We start from the raw sequence: 17,548 nt of genomic DNA, 5'->3' as shown, positions 1-17,548 counted from the left end.
CATGTGCAAACTAGCGACTCCCTGAATTTACTCCTCAAAGATCCCCAAATATACTTCGGAGCGCTCCAACAGGACACTTTTGCTTCAAAACATCCGGCGATTGTCAAATTCGCTTCTGACCGCAGGGTACTTTCGCTTCGCCGGACGCAAACGAACGGTTATTACCACATATGTTCCCCCTGACCCATCTTCTATTTGACATAATATAAATTATGCGAAGGGACGGTAGTTAACGAGCTGTTGCGTATTTTTCTCAAGTACCAAATCGCATACCCGATTAATGGTATGTTTAGGTGTTGCGGCGAACTTAGGATGCTGATGCTAATTCAACTTGCCGATTCGCACATCCCTTCGAGCCTTTCCGGTCCCGTTCTGGTTGACCGGCATGGTCTGCCGCGCTATTGGGCTGTTGTATGGTCAGCCGCAGTCACTGGCGCCTTGGCCGATTCGACACACGTCAAGAAGTTGCGCTACATCGAGAACCTGTACCAACACGCCGATGAACTATGTGGGCATGGTTCACTGGACGACGCGCTCGGCACATTGAATGATTGCCGCCTGGCTGACATGCTTGAATCATGGTTCATTTCCATCCGCAATCAAGCCGTAACGACTGAAGCTGATGAGACACGCTGGCAAGTAGGATTTGGTTTCGTGACCTCGATTGTGTCTTGGATAGCAAAAAGCGACTCTCACAAGACATTGCGCCTGATCGAAAGCCGACTTCATCAACTATCAGTTCTGTACAGCCAATTCCGCGTGAAGAAGCGAAATACGCCAGAAATGCTCCGTTCGCTGCCGGCGTCTACCGTTGAGGTGTTGTATCAGATCCTAGACCCCGAATCCAAAGATAATCCGTTTCCTCGCGTTCAGACGCGCTGGCGTGTGTATGTGGCGTTTATTCTGATGCTCCACCAGGGATTACGGCGCGGCGAGGTTTTGTTACTTCCCGCGGACGCAATTAAGAGCGCTTTTGACGCAAAATTGGGACGTGATCGGTGTTGGATCAACGTTCGGGAAAATGATTACGAACGCGCTGCCCAAGATCCTCGTTACTCCAAACCGAGCATCAAAACCAAGAATTCGATTAGGCAAATTCCAACCAGCGAAACCACTGCACGCATTATTGAGTCATATGCTAGTAATTATCGAGGCCGCCCTCAGCACTCATTCCTGCTGAATTCCAAGTCGAACCTACCACTATCGACTGAGGCGCTTACGAAGGCATTTTCTGTGATATCAAGTAGACTTCCAGCTCAAGTGATCAGGGAACTAGAGTCGCGTACAGGCAAGACGACCGTTACACCGCATGATCTTCGCCACACCTGTGCTGTAGTTCGTCTCCATCAGTTACTCCAGCATGGCGACTCGATGGACGAGGCATTGCAAAAAATGCGAACATTCTTCGGTTGGTCACGCCAGTCAACAATGCCATCTCGCTATGCTCGGGCTGTTTTTGAAGACCGGCTTGCGGGCATTTGGAACAATGCATTTGATGATCGAGTCGCCCTGTTGCGCGCGATCCCAAAGGAATACTAATGGAAAAGCAGCTAGCTTTTGATCTGGACAGTTCAGAAATCGATGATGCTGCATTAACTACATTTTGTGCCAGCCTGCAGCCGCTGCCTTCTGTCATTAGGTACTACGATGAGTTCGACGACAAAACAAGATCAATTCCTGCTCCGACTGAAGAAAATGTTTTCGAAATTTTTTTTCACGGACGCTGCTTAAAGGTGAGCTTTGTCCGACGCAATTATCATTGCGCTCTCGTACTCAAACACACTCTTGTTATGATGCTCGAACAAGATCTCAGCGCTGCGACCATAGCAAGCTATTTCTCCAAGCTACATCACCTGACTGACCACGATCTAACGGCTCTGCTACAAGCAAGCCCACTTGAAATCGGAAATTTATGGTCTAAAATGCGCGCACGCGACCTGGGGGCTGGAGTGTACATTCTAGCAAAACACATTCTGCATTTGCTATGTACATATCATTGGAATGGGTGGTCTCATGATTACCGAGATTTCCTGCGCACGACGCTTCCCCTTCCTACAGTCGATAAATATGCGGCGGTTCGAGGCGGCGACGTTTTTCTATCTCCTGAAGATGAGGCGCCAATTGTTCGCCATTTAGACGACCTGGTGACTCGCCTGCGAGTAGGGGAGCATATCCCCCACCCTGCCCTAGCTGATGCAGGAATGATGTTGTGTGCATATCAGTTTGCGATGCGTCCTGTGCAAATAGGCATACTGGATGCGCGACATGTACGAATCTGGAATGATGGGATTGAAGATGATCCAGCTGTTCACCTAACCTTTCACATGGCTAAGCAGCGAGGTAATCGGCACCGAGTCCAATTGACACGACGAGTCAAGCGCGAATGGGTACTGATATTTGTTTACTTAAAGGCCTATTTAGACAAAGCCACTACAGACGGTGCTGAGAAATTCTTTCAGGTAAAGTCCGCTCAAGAGGTGAGCCGGCGAATTTCTTCGCTTGTTCGCCAACTGATCGGTTCGGATGATCTGGGCACTGCTACGGATTTGCGCCATACCGCAGCACAGCGACTAGTCGATGCCGGCGCCGGTCATGAAGAATTGGCTGAATATTTGGGACATGCTCAGACAAACACAGGGCTGATCTATTACGCCACGTCTGCTTCACATGCCGAACGGGTTAACCGGGCATTGGGGGCTTCAGAAGTGTATCGTCGCATCGCAAAAATTGCACATGACCGTTTTATCTCGCCCGACGAGCTGGCCTTACTTAAAGATGAGCAACAAATTGCAGCGGTTCCGCATGGGATTCCGATCTCCGGGATTGGTGGATGCAGTTCAGGGCAACCATCGTGTCCGTACAATCCAGTCGCATCATGCTACGGATGCCGTAAGTTTATGCCCGTCACAGACAATGGTCTGCATAGCAAGGTCTTAGGTGATATGCGGGAAATCGTACTTTTTTTTGAGCGAAGTTCACGGGCCGATTTAAAGTCGCCAACTTATATGCAGCTTCAACGAACAATCAGCGAGATTCAAACAGTCATGGACGAAATTGAAGGTGGCGGTGCATGAACCCACACTACAAATCCTTCGTTGAACTCGGAAAATCGTTAGCCATCAGCAAGGAGCTTACTTGGGATTTCAAGATCAACGGCGACGGCTATGCTGTCGACGATGCTGGTTGGAACTTGACGACGTGCGTGGGCGATGTCCCTCCGCCAGCGTATTATCTGCGCGACCTGGGTACTGATGCCAAAACACTCAGTATCATCAATGTCGAACGCGCAGCGTGCGGACTCGTAGAGTTACATCAATGTGCCCTTTCGTCTGCCTGGCAAGACTTTATTAAAGCGGCAGTCATCGAGCAATTACTAGTCAAACGGAACTCTTCTGGATACGTTTATCAAAGCATCGCGCGCCCTCTTCGCGTCATGGCAACGTGTGTAGAAAGCGAGCCGTGGGAACTTACATTGGACGACCTTCAGTATGCCATTCGAATTGCAACGTCCGTGCAGGCGTCCGGCAAACTTGGCGACCTCGTTGCCGGATTGGTCAAGGTCATCCTGGATACCAATCATATTTGCGATGCGGGCCAAATGTATGCTCTGCTTGGGGTAGAAAGAGTTCACGTGACTAGCGTGAGGTCTCGACAGACCTTGTCTGAAGACGAGCTTCGCTCAAAGCTGGAAGAGCGAAAACGTGTCGAACGACTGCCATCCCATCGAGCTTTTTGGGAACTAGTGCGTATTGTGATGACCGAGCATCCGAAGTCATTCATGGATGAACTTCGGTTCGCTTCGACTCGGACGATGATCATTACTGGGTTGCGCGCTGGTGAGGCTGCCTTGCTTCCGGTCGATTGGAAGCGTGAACGAAGTTATGTCGATGCGAAAGGCCAAGGTGCGGGGGAAGTTGGAGGGTTTTCCAGCACACTTATGCTTCGGCACTTTGCGGAAAAGCAGCAGGAGCAAGAGTCGGACAGCCGAGTATTGCGGGAAAATACACAGGCGGTACCGGAGATGTTCCGTACGCTATTGACCGAAACCTTGGAAAGAGTTGCTTATATCACATCTCCGCTCCGGGAAACGTTGAAAATGCAATGCGAAACTGGGCGACTGTTGCCATGGTTTCGCGAAGACGAGGTTGTCCCGTTCTCAGATATTTACACCCGTCTCAGTGGCAATCCATTCTGGCTTGACATAGAGCGAGACCACTTCATCAACGAGTATCGTAAGGATTTTGACCCGGCCATACTACGTGAGCTACACAAATTTCAGGCTGAGAAGTCCCTTGGATCTACCCGAAAGCTCGACATGGCAATTTACATGTTCGGAAATCGCCTGCAAAAGCAAATGCGTGCCGGCGAAACTAGTATGCGCTTCCGCACCTCAACAGGTGTTCCGATTTATGACGAAGCAAGAATGTCTTGGAACAATACCTATTTGAATGTGGGAGAACTGGAGGAGCACATTCGAAAAATGACACCCTCCAAAATGCCAGACCTCTTACCAATGACCGCCGATTCTGGTGTAATTCAGTCTTGGCAATTGCTCTTCTTGCATCCAAAGCGTTCTCTCTCCGAAGAGCGCAATGACGGGATCTGCGACGTTACGCGCTACTTTTCGATAAGTCGTCCTGACTCGCGTTTGGTGGGCATAGGACTAGGTGATCACGACAAGATCCCATCTCTGTTCGAGCGCTATGGCAAGACTAAGGCGGACCAAGAATTGCGTTTAGAGTCCCATATGTTGAGACATTTACAGAATACTGAGCTCTTTCGGTTAGGTGTAGCCGATACGATTATCTCGAAACGCTACAATCGCCGCAGTGTGGCACAGAGCTATGAATACGACCATCGCAGTTTAGCTGAAGAACTTGAACAAATTTCAATTCCCGAAGACGTTGAACTGTTGCTTGGAGAAAAGGCCACCACAGTAGCTAAGATGATCAAAGGAGGCAAGGCCAGCGGTCCTATTGTTGAAGCATTCGTCCGAATTCAAGCTAAGGAGGGCGATGCTGCGGCTTATGAATACCTACGCGTCGAGGCCGACGGATTTCACGCAACACCCTACGGTCATTGTCTAAACTCCTTCACAGTGGACCCCTGCCCTAAACATCTAGAATGCTTTGCGAATTGCCGCCATCTCTCCGCAACAGGGCTGCCTGAAAATAAGGTAAATCTGATTCGCCTTGAAGGCAAATTTAAAACGGCAATCGAGACAATACGGGCGCGAACATCCAATAGCATTGGGTGGAAGAATCAGCTTCAGCATGCTGAAGAAAGGCTTGCCGGAGTGCAAAGGCTTCTTGTTACACCCGATGGTGAGCGGGCCTTCCCAGACGGGGTGGATCTGTCAATTCCACGTGCGCGTGATGTGGTGGACGAATGAGCGAGGGAAAAGCAATGCCGGAACATGAGACTGCGATGCTAGTAATTCTCGAGATGCTGCTGGCGGACGACCAGGACATCACCGCACGTGCCGTCGCGCGTTTGCACCCCACTATCAAAGCTGCGTCATCGATCACGCGTAACGAGCCCAGGAGTGCTCTTCTGGCTGACTACCAAGGGCGTCAGCATGAGTATAGGGCATGGCGTGGCCGAGTCGGAAAGCAGTCCGCTGTTGAAGCTGCCGCAGCGTTGGCCAAGAAAGAACGACGGATCGTCGAACTGGAAGCCAGCGTTCAAACTTTGACTGCCTCTCATGTTGCTCTGTTGCGTGCTGTTGGAGCAATGGGGGGATTCAGCAGGTGGGCGCAATTCTTCGAGGGTCATCAAGAGGTACTGCGCACGCTGACGGATTGGGGCGCGATACCGGATAACGTGACTAACATTCAAGAAGAACTTGCTACAAAGCACCTCTCACACAAAGCCAAAAGAAAATGAAGTGAGCGCGCCAGTATGACTTTCTGATGCTTAGGAGCAAGAATCTACTTAGATTCCTGCACGCAGAAGCAGCTCGGAGGGAGCGCAATGCAATGCACGTGAAATTCGTATTATATTTACAACGCTGACATTTCGCTCTCCACGCTCAATCTTCCCCATGTGACTTCTGTCAATCGAAGACCGATGTGCCAGCTCCTCCTGGGAAAGACCTAGGTTCTTACGCAACTCACGGATGGTACCGCCAATTGCTTTTAAATAAACGTCATAATCTGAGGTTTTAGAGGCAGAATTCATACCCCATGTTCAAATTATCGGGCAAAATAGGCCACGGCATTTACGACCCATTTTCAATGTGCGGGATTTCACACGCACTGGAGGTCAAAGTAGATAAGACCAACCAGGGGGAATTCGATGAAAGAACCTTTGCCAGCTTTAATGGATCTAGTCGAGCTTAAGAAAGATATACTAGATAAACATCCGAGTGCTGCCCTCCCCTGCCAACTCTCGGATTTTTGGCTTGATAGGATCGCAGATAGCCTTGATCAAGTTCTGGAAAACCCATGCGATGAGTCACGCGGCTACTTGGCGGGCCCTCTTGCCCTTGTCGCTCATTTGTTGTTTGCCCGTTCGTCATCAAGTGAGCTGGAAGTTAGTCACTTGCACCTCTATGAATACCTGTATGCGTACCGTGTTGAAGTTGCCCTAGAGGTAATGAATCGCCGGACGGACCTCAGAGCTACCTCAGCTTCACTAGAGACTATTTTTACCGACAGACCAGTAACATCCTCTTATGCCTATCCAAAGTAAGGAGCACGAAAAGAGCTGCACTGCCTATGATGTGGATCATAGACAGGCGGCCTCGGCCAGTATCGGAATCAGTGCTGATCAACGTAGGCGTCTAGACGCAGTAGATTTCGCGCGTTCTTCGTTATTTCTATCAGGGCTTAAGTTGAGCGAAGCCTGGGAACAGGAAGCCGCTCGCTTTGTTCGAGGTGAAATCAGTATTGACGAATTTTTCTCGCTAAGCCTCTGAGCTCATTGACCGGTCGAGTGATGTAATGCAGCTCGTCTAGGCCGGAAAATACTGATGTAGTGATAACAAATTTGCAAAGTGTGACGAACGGAGAGAATTGACGCTCTACCTTTCGACAATACTCTTACACTTGCGCGTATTAAAACCAAGAAGCGCGGCCGCTCCAACCTATACGAGACTGCTTTGCTATGAAACTGCACAATATTAGGCTATCAAATTTTCAATCCTTTGGGCCAGAGCCCGTGAGCTTTACAGTACCCGAATTGTGCTACTTGATTGGCCCCAATGGATCAGGAAAAACTGCTGCGTTACAGGCTGTGTGCCGCCTATTTGCGTTCGATCCCTCATTACGCCGGGTCAGAAAATCGGACTTCCACGTGCCATACAATGAAACCGAAGTGCCGGCGGAGCGCAAGCTTTGGATCGAGGTAGATTTCATTTTTCCAGAGCTTGAGGATGACAACAATAGCGACGCAGTTGCACCTAACTTCAGTCATATGAGGATGGACGAGGTCGATGGACTGGTGCGCGTGCGCTTCCGTCTGGAGGCAACGCTGTCTGACGCAGGTGAAATCGAAGAATCGCTGGTGTACGTACTTGACGTTAACGCTGACGGCACGATTTTGACAACGGCTCAGGTACCTAAAGCAGAGCGCAACGAAATTCACGTACACTATCTTCCGGCCCGACGCGATCCAGCCGATCACATTGCCTACGGTGCCAGCGCGTTGCTTGGCAGGATGCTGCGCGCAGTAAGTTGGGACAAGGAACGAGCCGAGATTAAGGCCCTAACGGACCAAATCACTGAACGTTTGGCAAGCAACCCTTCTATTAGCGCATTTAGCGAGTGCCTCGCGGACACATGGACCGCCTTGCACAAAGGGAGTTTTTTTGCTGATCCTAAAATAACTTTCGCTGCGTCCGAGGTTGAAGCGCTACTTCGCCATTTATCGATCTCCTTCTCGCCAGCGCACGACGAACGCGTCGCAGACTTTTCGCGCTTGAGCGATGGCCAGAAGTCTATGCTTTACTTGTCGCTCGTCGTGTCATCACACGCAATAGGCCGCAAGGTACTAGCTGGAAAAGACACTAGCTTCGACGTGGAAAAACTTCGCCCTCCTGTCTTCACCATTATCGCTATAGAGGAACCAGAAAACAGCCTTTCCCCGCATTTTCTCGGACGGATAGTCAGCACGTTATCGAACATTACCAGCGATGGAGATGCTCAAGCTTTGATAGCGACTCATGCACCTTCGATGTTGCGGCGCGTCTCACCAGAAAGCATTCGCCATCTCCGCTTGAATGAGGCGCGTTCGACCCAAGTACGATCCATACGGCTGCCCGCCGCCGCTGATGAGGCGCATAAATTCGTCCGAGAGGCTGTGCAGGCATTCCCTGAGATCTACTTTTCCCGGCTGGTCGTACTCGGTGAAGGTGACAGCGAGGAAATCGTACTGCCGAGGCTGCTGCGTGCAAAAGGAGCACCAATTGACGAGTCTGGTGTGACGGTGGCGCCGCTAGGCGGCCGCCACGTCAATCACTTCTGGCGTCTACTCTCCGAGCTGCAGATACCCTATTTCACGTTGCTCGACCTCGACCTGGCCAGATTCGGAGGCGGTTGGGGCCGTATTAAGTATGTCAACGATCAACTGGGGCAGCATCAGCCCGCCAAGCAGTTACCTGCAGACCATTACATACCATCCTGGAACAATGACCAGTACAACGTAACGACAGCGGCGTATCAAGCCTACTTCGATCATCTTGAGAGCCGCGGTGTCTTCTTCTCCTTCCCATTGGATCTGGACTTCGCGTTATTGGCAGCTTTCCCCGTTCAGTATGGCGTGAAAAAGGAAGCCTCTGACTCGGATACGGTTAAAGCAGTTCTCGGGAAAAGCCATCACGGTGCAAACCAATATACAAAAGAACAGTTGGAGCTGTTCAGTACTTACCACAGTCTATTTAAGGTCGGTAGCAAGCCAGCCGCGCACATCCAAGCGCTGGGCCATATTACTGACGAGGAGATGCTAACGAACATGCCCGCATCGTTGGCACGCCTTGTCGATGCGGTCATTGCGCGCTTGGGGGAGTTGCCGGAATGATCGCACCTGAATTGTGGGTTCCAGCCGATGGTCTGACACTTGAACCAAATGCGTTGCGGGCGGCGAAGGAGAGGCAGGTGAACCTGGCTTTAAATGCGGGCCCAGGCGCAGGCAAAACTGAGATGTTAGCCCAGCGCGCAGACTTTCTGCTGCGCACGGGACAATGCCGTTATCCTAAGCGTATTTTGGCAATATCTTTCAAGGTGGACGCTAGTACGAACCTGAAGGCTAGGGTGAAGCGCCGCTGCGGCGTCGCGTTGGGTCGCCGGTTTGATAGCCATACCTTCCACGCTTTTGCCAAGCGTATCATCGACCGATTCCGTCCGGTGCTCACTGGCGCCGACACCCTTGATCCTGGTTACCAGATCGGTACCAATCGTGTGGTCCGCACACAGATCGAGTTCAAAGATATCATTCCGCTCGCCATCAAAATATTGAGGCAATCCAAAAGTGCGCGCAACGCAATTCGGCAAACCTATACCGACGTGTTCCTTGACGAGTTCCAAGACTGCACCGGCGACCAGTACGAATTGATCAAGGTCGCGTTCAAAGGGACACCAATACGTATGACTGCGGTTGGAGACGTCAAGCAGAAAATCATGGGATGGGCCGGTGCGTTGGAGGGGATATTTCAACTGTATGCGAATGATTTTGCAGCAGTGCCATTGAACATGTACCGCAATTTCCGCTCAATGCCAAATCTATTGCGCATGCAGAACGAAATTATTCGTGTATTGGACGCGGCCTCTGTAATGCCGCCCGACCAGCTCATAGGCGATGGCGGCGAAGTCTTCTCTTGGCGTTTCACAGATAGTCAACACGAAGCAGAATACCTCGCTGGCCTGATTACGCGATGGACTGAAGGCGGGAAAATGCCTTATTCCGAGGTCGCCATCCTGGTTTCTAAGCTGCCGGATCAGTACGCCTACGATTTGATGGCGGCGCTAACGCGTCACGGCATACCGTATCGCAACGAGACCCAATTGCAGGATTTATCATCCGAGCCCGCTGCCCGGTTGATTGTTGATTTTCTCTCTTGCCTCTATGGACAGCGAGAACCTAAAGCCTGGATGCGCCTTTCGGAACAGCTGATGCCTTATGACGATGAAGACATACAGTCCGCCAAGCGCCGATTCTTCCATCAATTCGTCAAGAACCAACGCAAGGAGGTATCGGTCGAACAATTGCTTGAAGCCCCTTACGACGGCTGGTGGGAACATGCGTCCAAGTTACTTGGCATGGTTGGGCTTGAGACATTGGTGGCACTGTCCCCGGACTATGAAGCTCATGCTCGCCTCAGGGAAGTGATTACACAGACAAAGACCAGGATCGAAGAATTACTGACAGTCGAGCCCGAATTGCCCCTGGCGTTAAACCGGTTTTCCGACGACAAGGCGGTGCGACTGCTGACGATCCATAAGAGCAAGGGGTTAGAGTTTGAATCCGTGATCATGCTCGGGATTGAAAAAGAAGCCTTCTTTGGCAACCCGGTAGATGAGCGTTGTGTATTCTTTGTCGGCGTATCCAGGGCGAAGCGCCGACTGGTTCTAACACATGCAGACCAGAGACCAAAACCACCGAACTATAACAAGCGTTGGGACGTTGCGCGTAGTCCCTACACTGAGTTTTTTGGATATGCGCAGCCATTCCTCACCCCGGCTTAAGAAACAGAGCATTTAGCAAGCAATTGTCCGTGTATGCCGACACTTAAATCAATGATCATTGGTACTTGGCAGTGCGTCGTAGCAATGAAACGCGCGGACACAGGCGAACAGAAAGGGTAACTTTGATGTGTGTAATTGCGGGACACGACATCTACAAAACCAATGGTAATCGAGAATGAATCGCCACGTGTCTGCTGGACACTGGCGAGTCAGTCAAAGGTCAGCGTCAAGCCGGGCGCTACGCGGCGTGGTCATCAGCCGGCGCAATTGTCGATTCACTGGTGATAGCAGCAGTGGTGAGTGGGCCGCCGCCATTTACTCGCTTATAGCCAGCCGGTGTAGATCTCCGAACTACAGCAGTGCTGTCAGTGAGCATGCCGCTTAGGCCGGCTGCGTTACCGTATAGATGGGAATTAATTACCCCTTAATTTTTCACGCCTCGGAATGACTCGCTTTGTTGCAAGGCAGCACTGCGACGGTCGCCAAGGTTCACAAGTGCGTCGAGCACTTGCAACAGCTTACGGGCCAAGTCAGTTGGCAGCGGATGACGCCGGTCGGCATGCGCCTGCACCAAAGAGGCAATCTTCACAGGTAGCGTGGTGCCCTTCCAGCCTTCCGGAAAACGCCCATCGATAATGTGCACCAGCAGTTGGTCGGCAAAAGTATCGGCCGCATAGACCGCGCCGCAACGCTCACATAACGTAAGAAATTGGTGTGCGACGTAGTGGTGCCAGTCGGCGGCGCGTACCATGCGATCGATCAATGGCATGACTTGGTAGAGATCATCCCACCGGTGGTTTGCAAAGCGCGCGGCATCAGGGGCGTGTTCAACGATAACGAATAGCAGCGACTCGACAAGCTTCGGTAGATTGTAGCCCGCCATCCGTTCGTCGTTGTGCCGCGAGCGGCGCATATCTCTGTTCCCGGATGCGCACATTGCGGCCCAAGTCTGGTGCCCCAAACCTGGCCAGTTCGATTAGCCCGTGCTGACGGGCGAGCGCCTTGGGAGCGCTGGCGTCGTAGCCGCCACGCAACCACTATGCCGCCACGAGGTCGACCTCTGATTGCGGAGCGAAGTCGGAAGGGTAGCGACAGGCGCATGACCGTTGTATCGGTCAAAGAAGCGGCATCGACGATCACGTCGTCGAGCGGTTCGCCAAAATCGGCCTGTTGCTGGGCGACCCGCTGTACTATCCGCCCACCCAGAGCCGCTGCCGTCGTACCACCGACCATCGCTGCGAGGTAGTGCGCCGTAACGGCGTCTTCGTAGGTAAATCCAGTGCCGCCAGTCAATTCAGGTGAGGTCATCATGTGTCCGCGAAGCTAGTACAATTGCTATTCTCCCATGAGCATGTTTCATTTGGAGTCATTTTGGCTTGCAGCCAGCTGTTTTCGGCAATCTATGAGAAGCAATACTTTCAGAGACTGTCGAGCGTCTAGCAAACTCGTGGCGTTCCATCGCTTAAGATAGCGATGCGGATCAAAGGACGTTAGAATGCAACGTTGCCTTAGCTGCACGTGTTTGATGTAAGAATTCCCCCGACCTAAAAGTTTCAATTGTGGACAAACCCAAGTATGAGTGAATACATTCGACAGAAATCAGTACGATTCACAGCGAACACGGTTCTCAACCGCATTGAAGAGGGACAATTAATTGTTGATCCTGAATTCAAAGATACACATAGCTGGCCACACTGGAGGAAAAGTCAGTTCATCGAGTCTTTACTACTAGGTCTCCCCCTTCAGCCTATTTGGTGTGAGGAATCATCAAGTGGAGAGTTTTTTGTAATTGATGGAAGTCAAAGACTTAACTCCCTCTGTCAGTATCGAAGAAATGAATATCCTTTAAAAGATCTTCGAATTCACAAAGATTATAATAATTTGAAATTTGACGATCTACCATATCATGAAACATTAAGTATTCTAGATCGAACCGAGATTTTATTTGTTATATTGAACTACGATACTCCTCTGGAGTTGAAGTCTGAATTCTACTGGCGACTTTTAGAGAGTGAGCGACGAACAAGAAGTCAGGCAGCTCGAAATTTTGCGTATCGAAATGCGGGGAAATTAATTCGTGAATGTAGAAATTCCATTTCCAACCTGGTAGAATTTAGTTTCTCAAAGAGTAGGTTTGAAATTCAAGCAAATGAAAGTAAAAAAGATGAAATAATTTTAATTTGCTTCCTACTCATCGCCATTTGCGAAGACTTGATTAGTATTCGCGGCGAGAGGAATGTGGGAGAAATTCTAGATACTTTAACAGTAGAGATCGAGAATAATCCGGCTCTTGGACGCCTTTTATCTGTTGGATTCAATAAATCAATTAATCTTTTAGTAAATCATTATGGTAATAATTTGCGCATTAATGTAAATGCGCTGCCTCCCCGTGTCCGAGGTGAAGACTTCAGCATAGTAGAACTATATCAGTTTGTCATAAACTCCCACTCCGAAAACAGATATCGACTCTATCCAATCAAACTCAGTCCATTCAGAGTTGCGCCGTCCTCACAGGTGCAAAAATTATTCGATGACGTAAGGGGCATGAAGAATGATTTCTAAGCTTACCGTAAAAAATGTAAAATGCTTTGACTCACAAGAATTTACATTTAACGATCTAACAGTGTTTTGCGGCGCAAACGCATCCGGAAAATCGACGGCGATTCAATGTTTGTTGCTGCTTCGCCAAGCAAATGAAGTGGATGGGCTTTCCAATAATATAATACCACTAATCGGACAATATATTTCAATTGGCCATATCAGTGATTTAATTTCACATTTTGCAATAGATCCAGAAGTATTGATTATGGTTGACGACAAACAATTTTCCTCATTAACTAGCAACGTCAATCGTGATAGTTACAATCTACCGTTAGTGCGAAATGATGGTGCCGCACATGATTTTTTTGAGAACGATTTTCTCTATCTTTGCGCGGAACGACTCGGCCCGCGTAATAGCTATGATGTTCAATTTGAATCAAAAGAATTGAATCTCGGCATTTTTGGGCAATTTTCGATGTCCGAGTTCGAAGCTCGCGCAGCCAAGAAAGTGGAGAACCATGCGTTAGCGCAACTGGCGTGCGCTGAGATCGAAGGAATTTCATCTGGGATTTCGCTTGAAATTGCTGTTAAAACAGTAATGCGTAAGATTTCACCAGGCTTCGACATCTCCGCGCAATCGTTCCGCTCTATGGATAAGGTCGCGAATACTTTCGGATCTTCCATCTCTAAACAACAAGTGCGACCGGTAAATACAGGCTTTGGAGTTAGTTATGTTTTTCCTATAATCGTCGGCGCATTTTGCATCCGAACTGGCGGAACTTTCATTATTGAAAATCCAGAGGTACATCTCCATCCTCAAGCCCAGTCTGAACTAGCTATATTTCTTGCTCAACTTTCACTCTCGGGTGTACAAGTCATACTGGAAACCCATAGCGACCACATTATCAACGGAATTAGAGTTGCCACGAAATTCCATGAAGCCTTATCTGATGGAACGGTAATTAATTCCATTAAACATGATGCCGTTGGGAGAGAGGTCAAGGCGATCCGTATTGATGCAGATGGGAATCTAACTGATTACCAAGAAGGTTTTTTTGACCAAGCACAAAAAGATTTATTGAAATTATTCTGATGGAAATTTTCGTTAACGACCATTCATTCTCCGCTGGACTCCCTGACTCTCCCAGTGCATGTGCTGCATTGGAAGAAATGACGAAGATCGCTGCTCTTGCCATTGAGCTATCTAATGGGCGTCCGATTAAACGCACACGAAAATTAAAGGAGGCAAGAATACTATCGGATAAATCCCTCATTGAACTTATCATCGAATTAACTAAAGAACCTAAATATCAGAAACTTGCTGCATTGTTCCTAGATTTTTTTGCTAAAGCGCCGTTTGTAGAAAGCTTTCATCAAGAAGTTGGTTCAAGTGTTGTGGATAGTAGTGGTCTGTGCGTTAAAGGGACGAGCTTAGATGAAGCTTCGTCATTATATTTCGGGGCTGCTGTTATCTCGCTCACGCATATAGAAGAAAATTTTTTAAAAATTAATAGTTCAAAATTTGGCGTTCGGAGCATCTTAAATTTGTCTTGCGCAAAAAAAATGAGTGCGTTGATCTGGAGATACGAGGATAACCCCAAGCATCGAATATCAAAAGATAAAATGGTCAATGGAGAAATTCATTCAGCAATGCAATTAGATTTGCAAAGTTGTCAGCGAGCGCTCTCAAACGGACTTCTCATCGGTAGCTCCGTTTACAATCGAGTCGGCGATCAATGGTATAAATTCCATTGTCACAGAGATAATTTTTTTCATGGTTTCCCGATCAATGTTAAAACATCTTATAAAGACTTTGCGACCGCATCCCGCGTATTTGAGCGCCTAGGTGTCAATGCACAAGGCCAACTGCTATGGGAGCAAATTGCAGATCACGGATAGTTGGAGCGAGCATCGGGCGCTGTCAATTCTGCGAGCAAACGAATGCACTGTCGGAACTGGACCGCAGGAACTGACGCATGAACGGTGTTTTTGTGTTGAAATAAGTGGGTTGCACTTACGATAAGTGCCCAAGAGCATTGTCACGCAACACAGAATGATATTCGTAGCCTTGATGCTAGAGTTTGTGTTGAGTGATGATGCGCGAGCTACGAGAACCTGGAACGCTCGTTAAGCAGCATGAAATCTGAAAATAGATGGCATTAATGCCATAGTCAATGGATAAACGCTTGCGCAACACATACCGCGACTACCAAGAGTGCGGGACTGGTAGTTTACGGGGTGTTGCGCATTTTGTTCAAGTACCACAATTAGCGTCCCTATCCTTACTGTAACTCTTTCCAAAAATTCCTAATTTAGGCGAAAAATTAAGCCGGAAGCGACCCATTGCTCAGCCAATCTCCTCCTCCAGGCTCCTATGCTATCGACTGGTTCTGCCGCTGTAAAAAATTTAAGCAGCCTCTTCATCTTCCCCGGGAGAATTCAAACGCCATTGAATGTCATCCGTGAAATCCATTGGCATTTCAATAGCTACGTCCTGTGGATTTACACTGTTCCAATGCGTCACATCGAAAGTAAGTTGAAGACCATCACCAATCATCTGTTCACGTCGTTGCACGAATGCCTTTTGCGCAATATGACGAGGCGCCTCGTCAATATCAGTCCATAGGGTCATCTGCTGTCCACGTCCCTGCCGAACAGTGACAGCCAAGTTAGCACGATACGGGCGCCCTGTCTTTGAGTCACGCCGCATTTCTTCTCGGGCATCGTCAGAAAGTTGCTCTGCTAACCTTTCAAGAGGGGTCTTGGGCTCGGGCATGGGCCACCCCTTACCCATCATGTACTTTGCTAGATCCTTCATATCGATGGACGCTTGGCCAGTCTCATCCTTGTAACGGCGCATCCACATCATCCGCTCTTGCTTCTTGCTCGTCATTACGATCTCCTAGTCACCAATAGGGGCCACATCACCCCAACCATCCACAATTGCACTAGGAGCCACTAGGCTCCTTACCTTCACCAAATGAGCACGGAACCTGTCGTAGCGGCCTGTGCGATGTTGCAACAGGCCAGCAACTAAGCCTGGGTGGATCTTTAGTGTCGCCGCCATTCCTAGCAAATCTCTTTCAGCGAAGAATGGCGCTTTGCGAGCAATGAAGCTATCCATCGACTTTTGAGGTACACAAAACTCTGAGGCCGCTTGGTTGGCGACGCGCTCTTCTTCCGGAAGCAAAGCTGAGCTAGAAGTGGATGCCCTCTCCCCTTCGAGATCGTCGAGGATTGCGGCTTCCTTTCCATCGCCTTGAATCACATGCTCCAACTCATGTCGGAGAACAAACCAGAAGTTGTCAATGCGGTCGTAGCGCATCGATAACGCAATCACCGGGGCATGATCATTCAGCCAAAAACAGACTCCATCGATCTTCGCGTGCGGCAATGATTCAACAAGCAAGAATCGGATGCCCGCCTCGGCCAAAATGCGCGGTACTTTTCGGACTTCTTCTGCAGCCGACAATAATGGCTGCAAGCGCTCAATGGCGCGCCGACCAGCCAGCTGCGAGTACTTCGGAACCAGCATTTCCAAAGCAATCTGCCTAACCCGGCTAAGCCATGCAATTTGAGCAGGTGTTGCCGGACTGTTTACAGCGGTCTTCTTGGCCGCGTGGGGCAATACCTCAATATCTTCCACACGATCTACTCCGAAAAATCGAGCAAGTTCGGCTTCAACGCGCTCAGTATTGCGGACATCTGTCGCATCAAGCCAACCGCGCTTGATCATTTCGGATACAGGCAAACCTGCATATAGATGCGCACGAGTTGCTCGCTTGGGATTAGGCTTTGCAACGATACGCGCTTTAGCAAGGTCATACTCTGCCTGCAGACGCAGAAACTGCGCCGCCGGCACATCCAACACTTCCTCCAGATGTAATGCCATCTCAGCAGAAATGGTGCGTTTGTCTGCAATAATCTTGTTGATGCCGGTTTCATCTACGCCCAAAACAATTGCAAGCACGCGCTGCGTCCAGCTCTTCTCTTTAAGGGCCGCCTCAATTAGCTGACCCGGGGTCTTACAGTCGGTAAATTTTTCATTCATGCCAGCAGGATAGGCCAACTTGCCCAAATTGGCAAGTTAGGGCCACACAAGTTGCAATTATGAAATCTATGTGGGCTAGGTTGCCTATCGCAAACTATAAACACCGAGCCAGTATGAAAGGGTGCAGCTGATCTTCGTCTTTACCAGCGCAACACATATCGAAACAACATGATGTCCCATCGGGTCAGCTGTTGCGTAGTAGCGAGCAAAATGCGCAACAACCCGATCAAAACAAGGGCGCAACAGGTAGTGTTGCTGATATTTGACTCAGCCC

At 49.4% G+C, this 17,548-nt stretch carries 15 protein-coding genes; 11 read left to right on the top strand and 4 right to left on the bottom strand.

All coding sequences use genetic code 11. The annotated features are described in order from the left end of the window. Window positions 1-318: 318 nt before the first annotated feature. The 4 genes from ACQ4W0_RS15490 to ACQ4W0_RS15475 are packed head-to-tail and all read left to right on the top strand — an operon-like array spanning window position 319 to window position 5,886. Entirely contained in the window at window positions 319-1,539 is a 1,221-nt protein-coding gene (locus tag ACQ4W0_RS15490; RefSeq protein WP_436577526.1) for a site-specific integrase, read from the top strand. After that, window positions 1,539-3,074: a tyrosine-type recombinase/integrase gene (locus ACQ4W0_RS15485; protein ID WP_436577525.1), complete on the top strand. Its 1,536-nt coding sequence runs from the start codon at window positions 1,539-1,541 to the stop codon at window positions 3,072-3,074. Before ACQ4W0_RS15490 ends, ACQ4W0_RS15485 begins: the two co-directional genes overlap by 1 nt. Beyond that, the gene (locus ACQ4W0_RS15480) at window positions 3,071-5,392 is read left to right on the top strand and encodes a hypothetical protein (protein WP_436577524.1); all 2,322 of its coding nucleotides are present in this window, start codon (window positions 3,071-3,073) and stop codon (window positions 5,390-5,392) included. The genes ACQ4W0_RS15485 and ACQ4W0_RS15480 overlap by 4 nt, the downstream gene beginning before the upstream one ends. Then, entirely contained in the window at window positions 5,389-5,886 is a 498-nt protein-coding gene (locus tag ACQ4W0_RS15475; protein WP_436577523.1) for a hypothetical protein, read from the top strand. The genes ACQ4W0_RS15480 and ACQ4W0_RS15475 overlap by 4 nt, the downstream gene beginning before the upstream one ends. A 48-nt stretch (window positions 5,887-5,934) precedes the next feature. Here the strand turns inward: ACQ4W0_RS15475 and ACQ4W0_RS15470 are convergent, their stop codons facing one another. Next, window positions 5,935-6,180 carry a helix-turn-helix domain-containing protein gene (locus ACQ4W0_RS15470; RefSeq protein WP_436577522.1) on the bottom strand — a complete coding sequence of 82 codons (246 nt, stop codon included), beginning with the start codon at window positions 6,178-6,180 and terminating at the stop codon, window positions 5,935-5,937. A gap of 117 nt (window positions 6,181-6,297) precedes the next feature. Between ACQ4W0_RS15470 and ACQ4W0_RS15465 the strand changes: the two genes are divergently transcribed. From ACQ4W0_RS15465 to ACQ4W0_RS15450, 4 genes are all read left to right on the top strand, one after another. Beyond that, window positions 6,298-6,693, top strand: coding sequence for a hypothetical protein (locus tag ACQ4W0_RS15465; protein ID WP_436577521.1), 396 nt, complete (start codon window positions 6,298-6,300; stop codon window positions 6,691-6,693). Continuing rightward, window positions 6,677-6,919 (top strand): antitoxin VbhA family protein, encoded by a 243-nt coding sequence (locus ACQ4W0_RS15460; protein WP_436577520.1) that lies wholly within the window; start codon window positions 6,677-6,679, stop codon window positions 6,917-6,919. Before ACQ4W0_RS15465 ends, ACQ4W0_RS15460 begins: the two co-directional genes overlap by 17 nt. A 188-nt stretch (window positions 6,920-7,107) precedes the next feature. Next, the gene (locus tag ACQ4W0_RS15455) at window positions 7,108-9,018 is read left to right on the top strand and encodes an ATP-dependent nuclease (RefSeq protein ID WP_436577519.1); all 1,911 of its coding nucleotides are present in this window, start codon (window positions 7,108-7,110) and stop codon (window positions 9,016-9,018) included. Continuing rightward, a complete protein-coding gene (locus ACQ4W0_RS15450) occupies window positions 9,015-10,682 on the top strand; it encodes a UvrD-helicase domain-containing protein (RefSeq protein WP_436577518.1) in 1,668 nt (555 codons plus the stop codon). The genes ACQ4W0_RS15455 and ACQ4W0_RS15450 overlap by 4 nt, the downstream gene beginning before the upstream one ends. 424 nt (window positions 10,683-11,106) lie before the next feature. Here ACQ4W0_RS15450 and ACQ4W0_RS15445 read toward each other — a convergent pair whose 3' ends face one another. Next, window positions 11,107-11,595: a hypothetical protein gene (locus tag ACQ4W0_RS15445; protein ID WP_436577517.1), complete on the bottom strand. Its 489-nt coding sequence runs from the start codon at window positions 11,593-11,595 to the stop codon at window positions 11,107-11,109. A 662-nt stretch (window positions 11,596-12,257) separates the two neighbouring features. Between ACQ4W0_RS15445 and ACQ4W0_RS15440 the strand changes: the two genes are divergently transcribed. The 3 genes from ACQ4W0_RS15440 to ACQ4W0_RS15430 are packed head-to-tail and all read left to right on the top strand — an operon-like array spanning window position 12,258 to window position 15,122. Continuing rightward, window positions 12,258-13,244, top strand: a complete 987-nt coding sequence (locus tag ACQ4W0_RS15440; protein ID WP_436577516.1) for a DUF262 domain-containing protein — start codon at window positions 12,258-12,260, stop codon at window positions 13,242-13,244. Then, a complete protein-coding gene (locus ACQ4W0_RS15435; RefSeq protein WP_436577515.1) occupies window positions 13,234-14,316 on the top strand; it encodes an AAA family ATPase in 1,083 nt (360 codons plus the stop codon). Before ACQ4W0_RS15440 ends, ACQ4W0_RS15435 begins: the two co-directional genes overlap by 11 nt. After that, on the top strand, window positions 14,316-15,122 hold the full coding sequence (locus tag ACQ4W0_RS15430; protein WP_436577514.1) for a hypothetical protein: 807 nt from the start codon (window positions 14,316-14,318) through the stop codon (window positions 15,120-15,122). The genes ACQ4W0_RS15435 and ACQ4W0_RS15430 overlap by 1 nt, the downstream gene beginning before the upstream one ends. Before the next feature lie 508 nt (window positions 15,123-15,630). On the opposite strand, the gene ACQ4W0_RS15425 is transcribed toward ACQ4W0_RS15430, so the two are convergent. Both ACQ4W0_RS15425 and ACQ4W0_RS15420 read right to left on the bottom strand, forming a co-directional pair. Further along, window positions 15,631-16,116: a hypothetical protein gene (locus ACQ4W0_RS15425; RefSeq protein ID WP_436577513.1), complete on the bottom strand. Its 486-nt coding sequence runs from the start codon at window positions 16,114-16,116 to the stop codon at window positions 15,631-15,633. Between the two features lie 9 nt (window positions 16,117-16,125). Then, on the bottom strand, window positions 16,126-17,274 hold the full coding sequence (locus tag ACQ4W0_RS15420) for a HigA family addiction module antitoxin (protein WP_436577512.1): 1,149 nt from the start codon (window positions 17,272-17,274) through the stop codon (window positions 16,126-16,128). Window positions 17,275-17,548 lie beyond the last annotated feature (274 nt).

The organism is Janthinobacterium breve (assembly GCF_051380895.1).
In the GTDB taxonomy this organism is placed as follows: Bacteria; Pseudomonadota; Gammaproteobacteria; order Burkholderiales; family Burkholderiaceae_D; genus Janthinobacterium.
The sequence above is the reverse complement of the archived record's forward strand: the minus strand, read 5'-3'. Positions and strand labels throughout refer to the sequence as shown.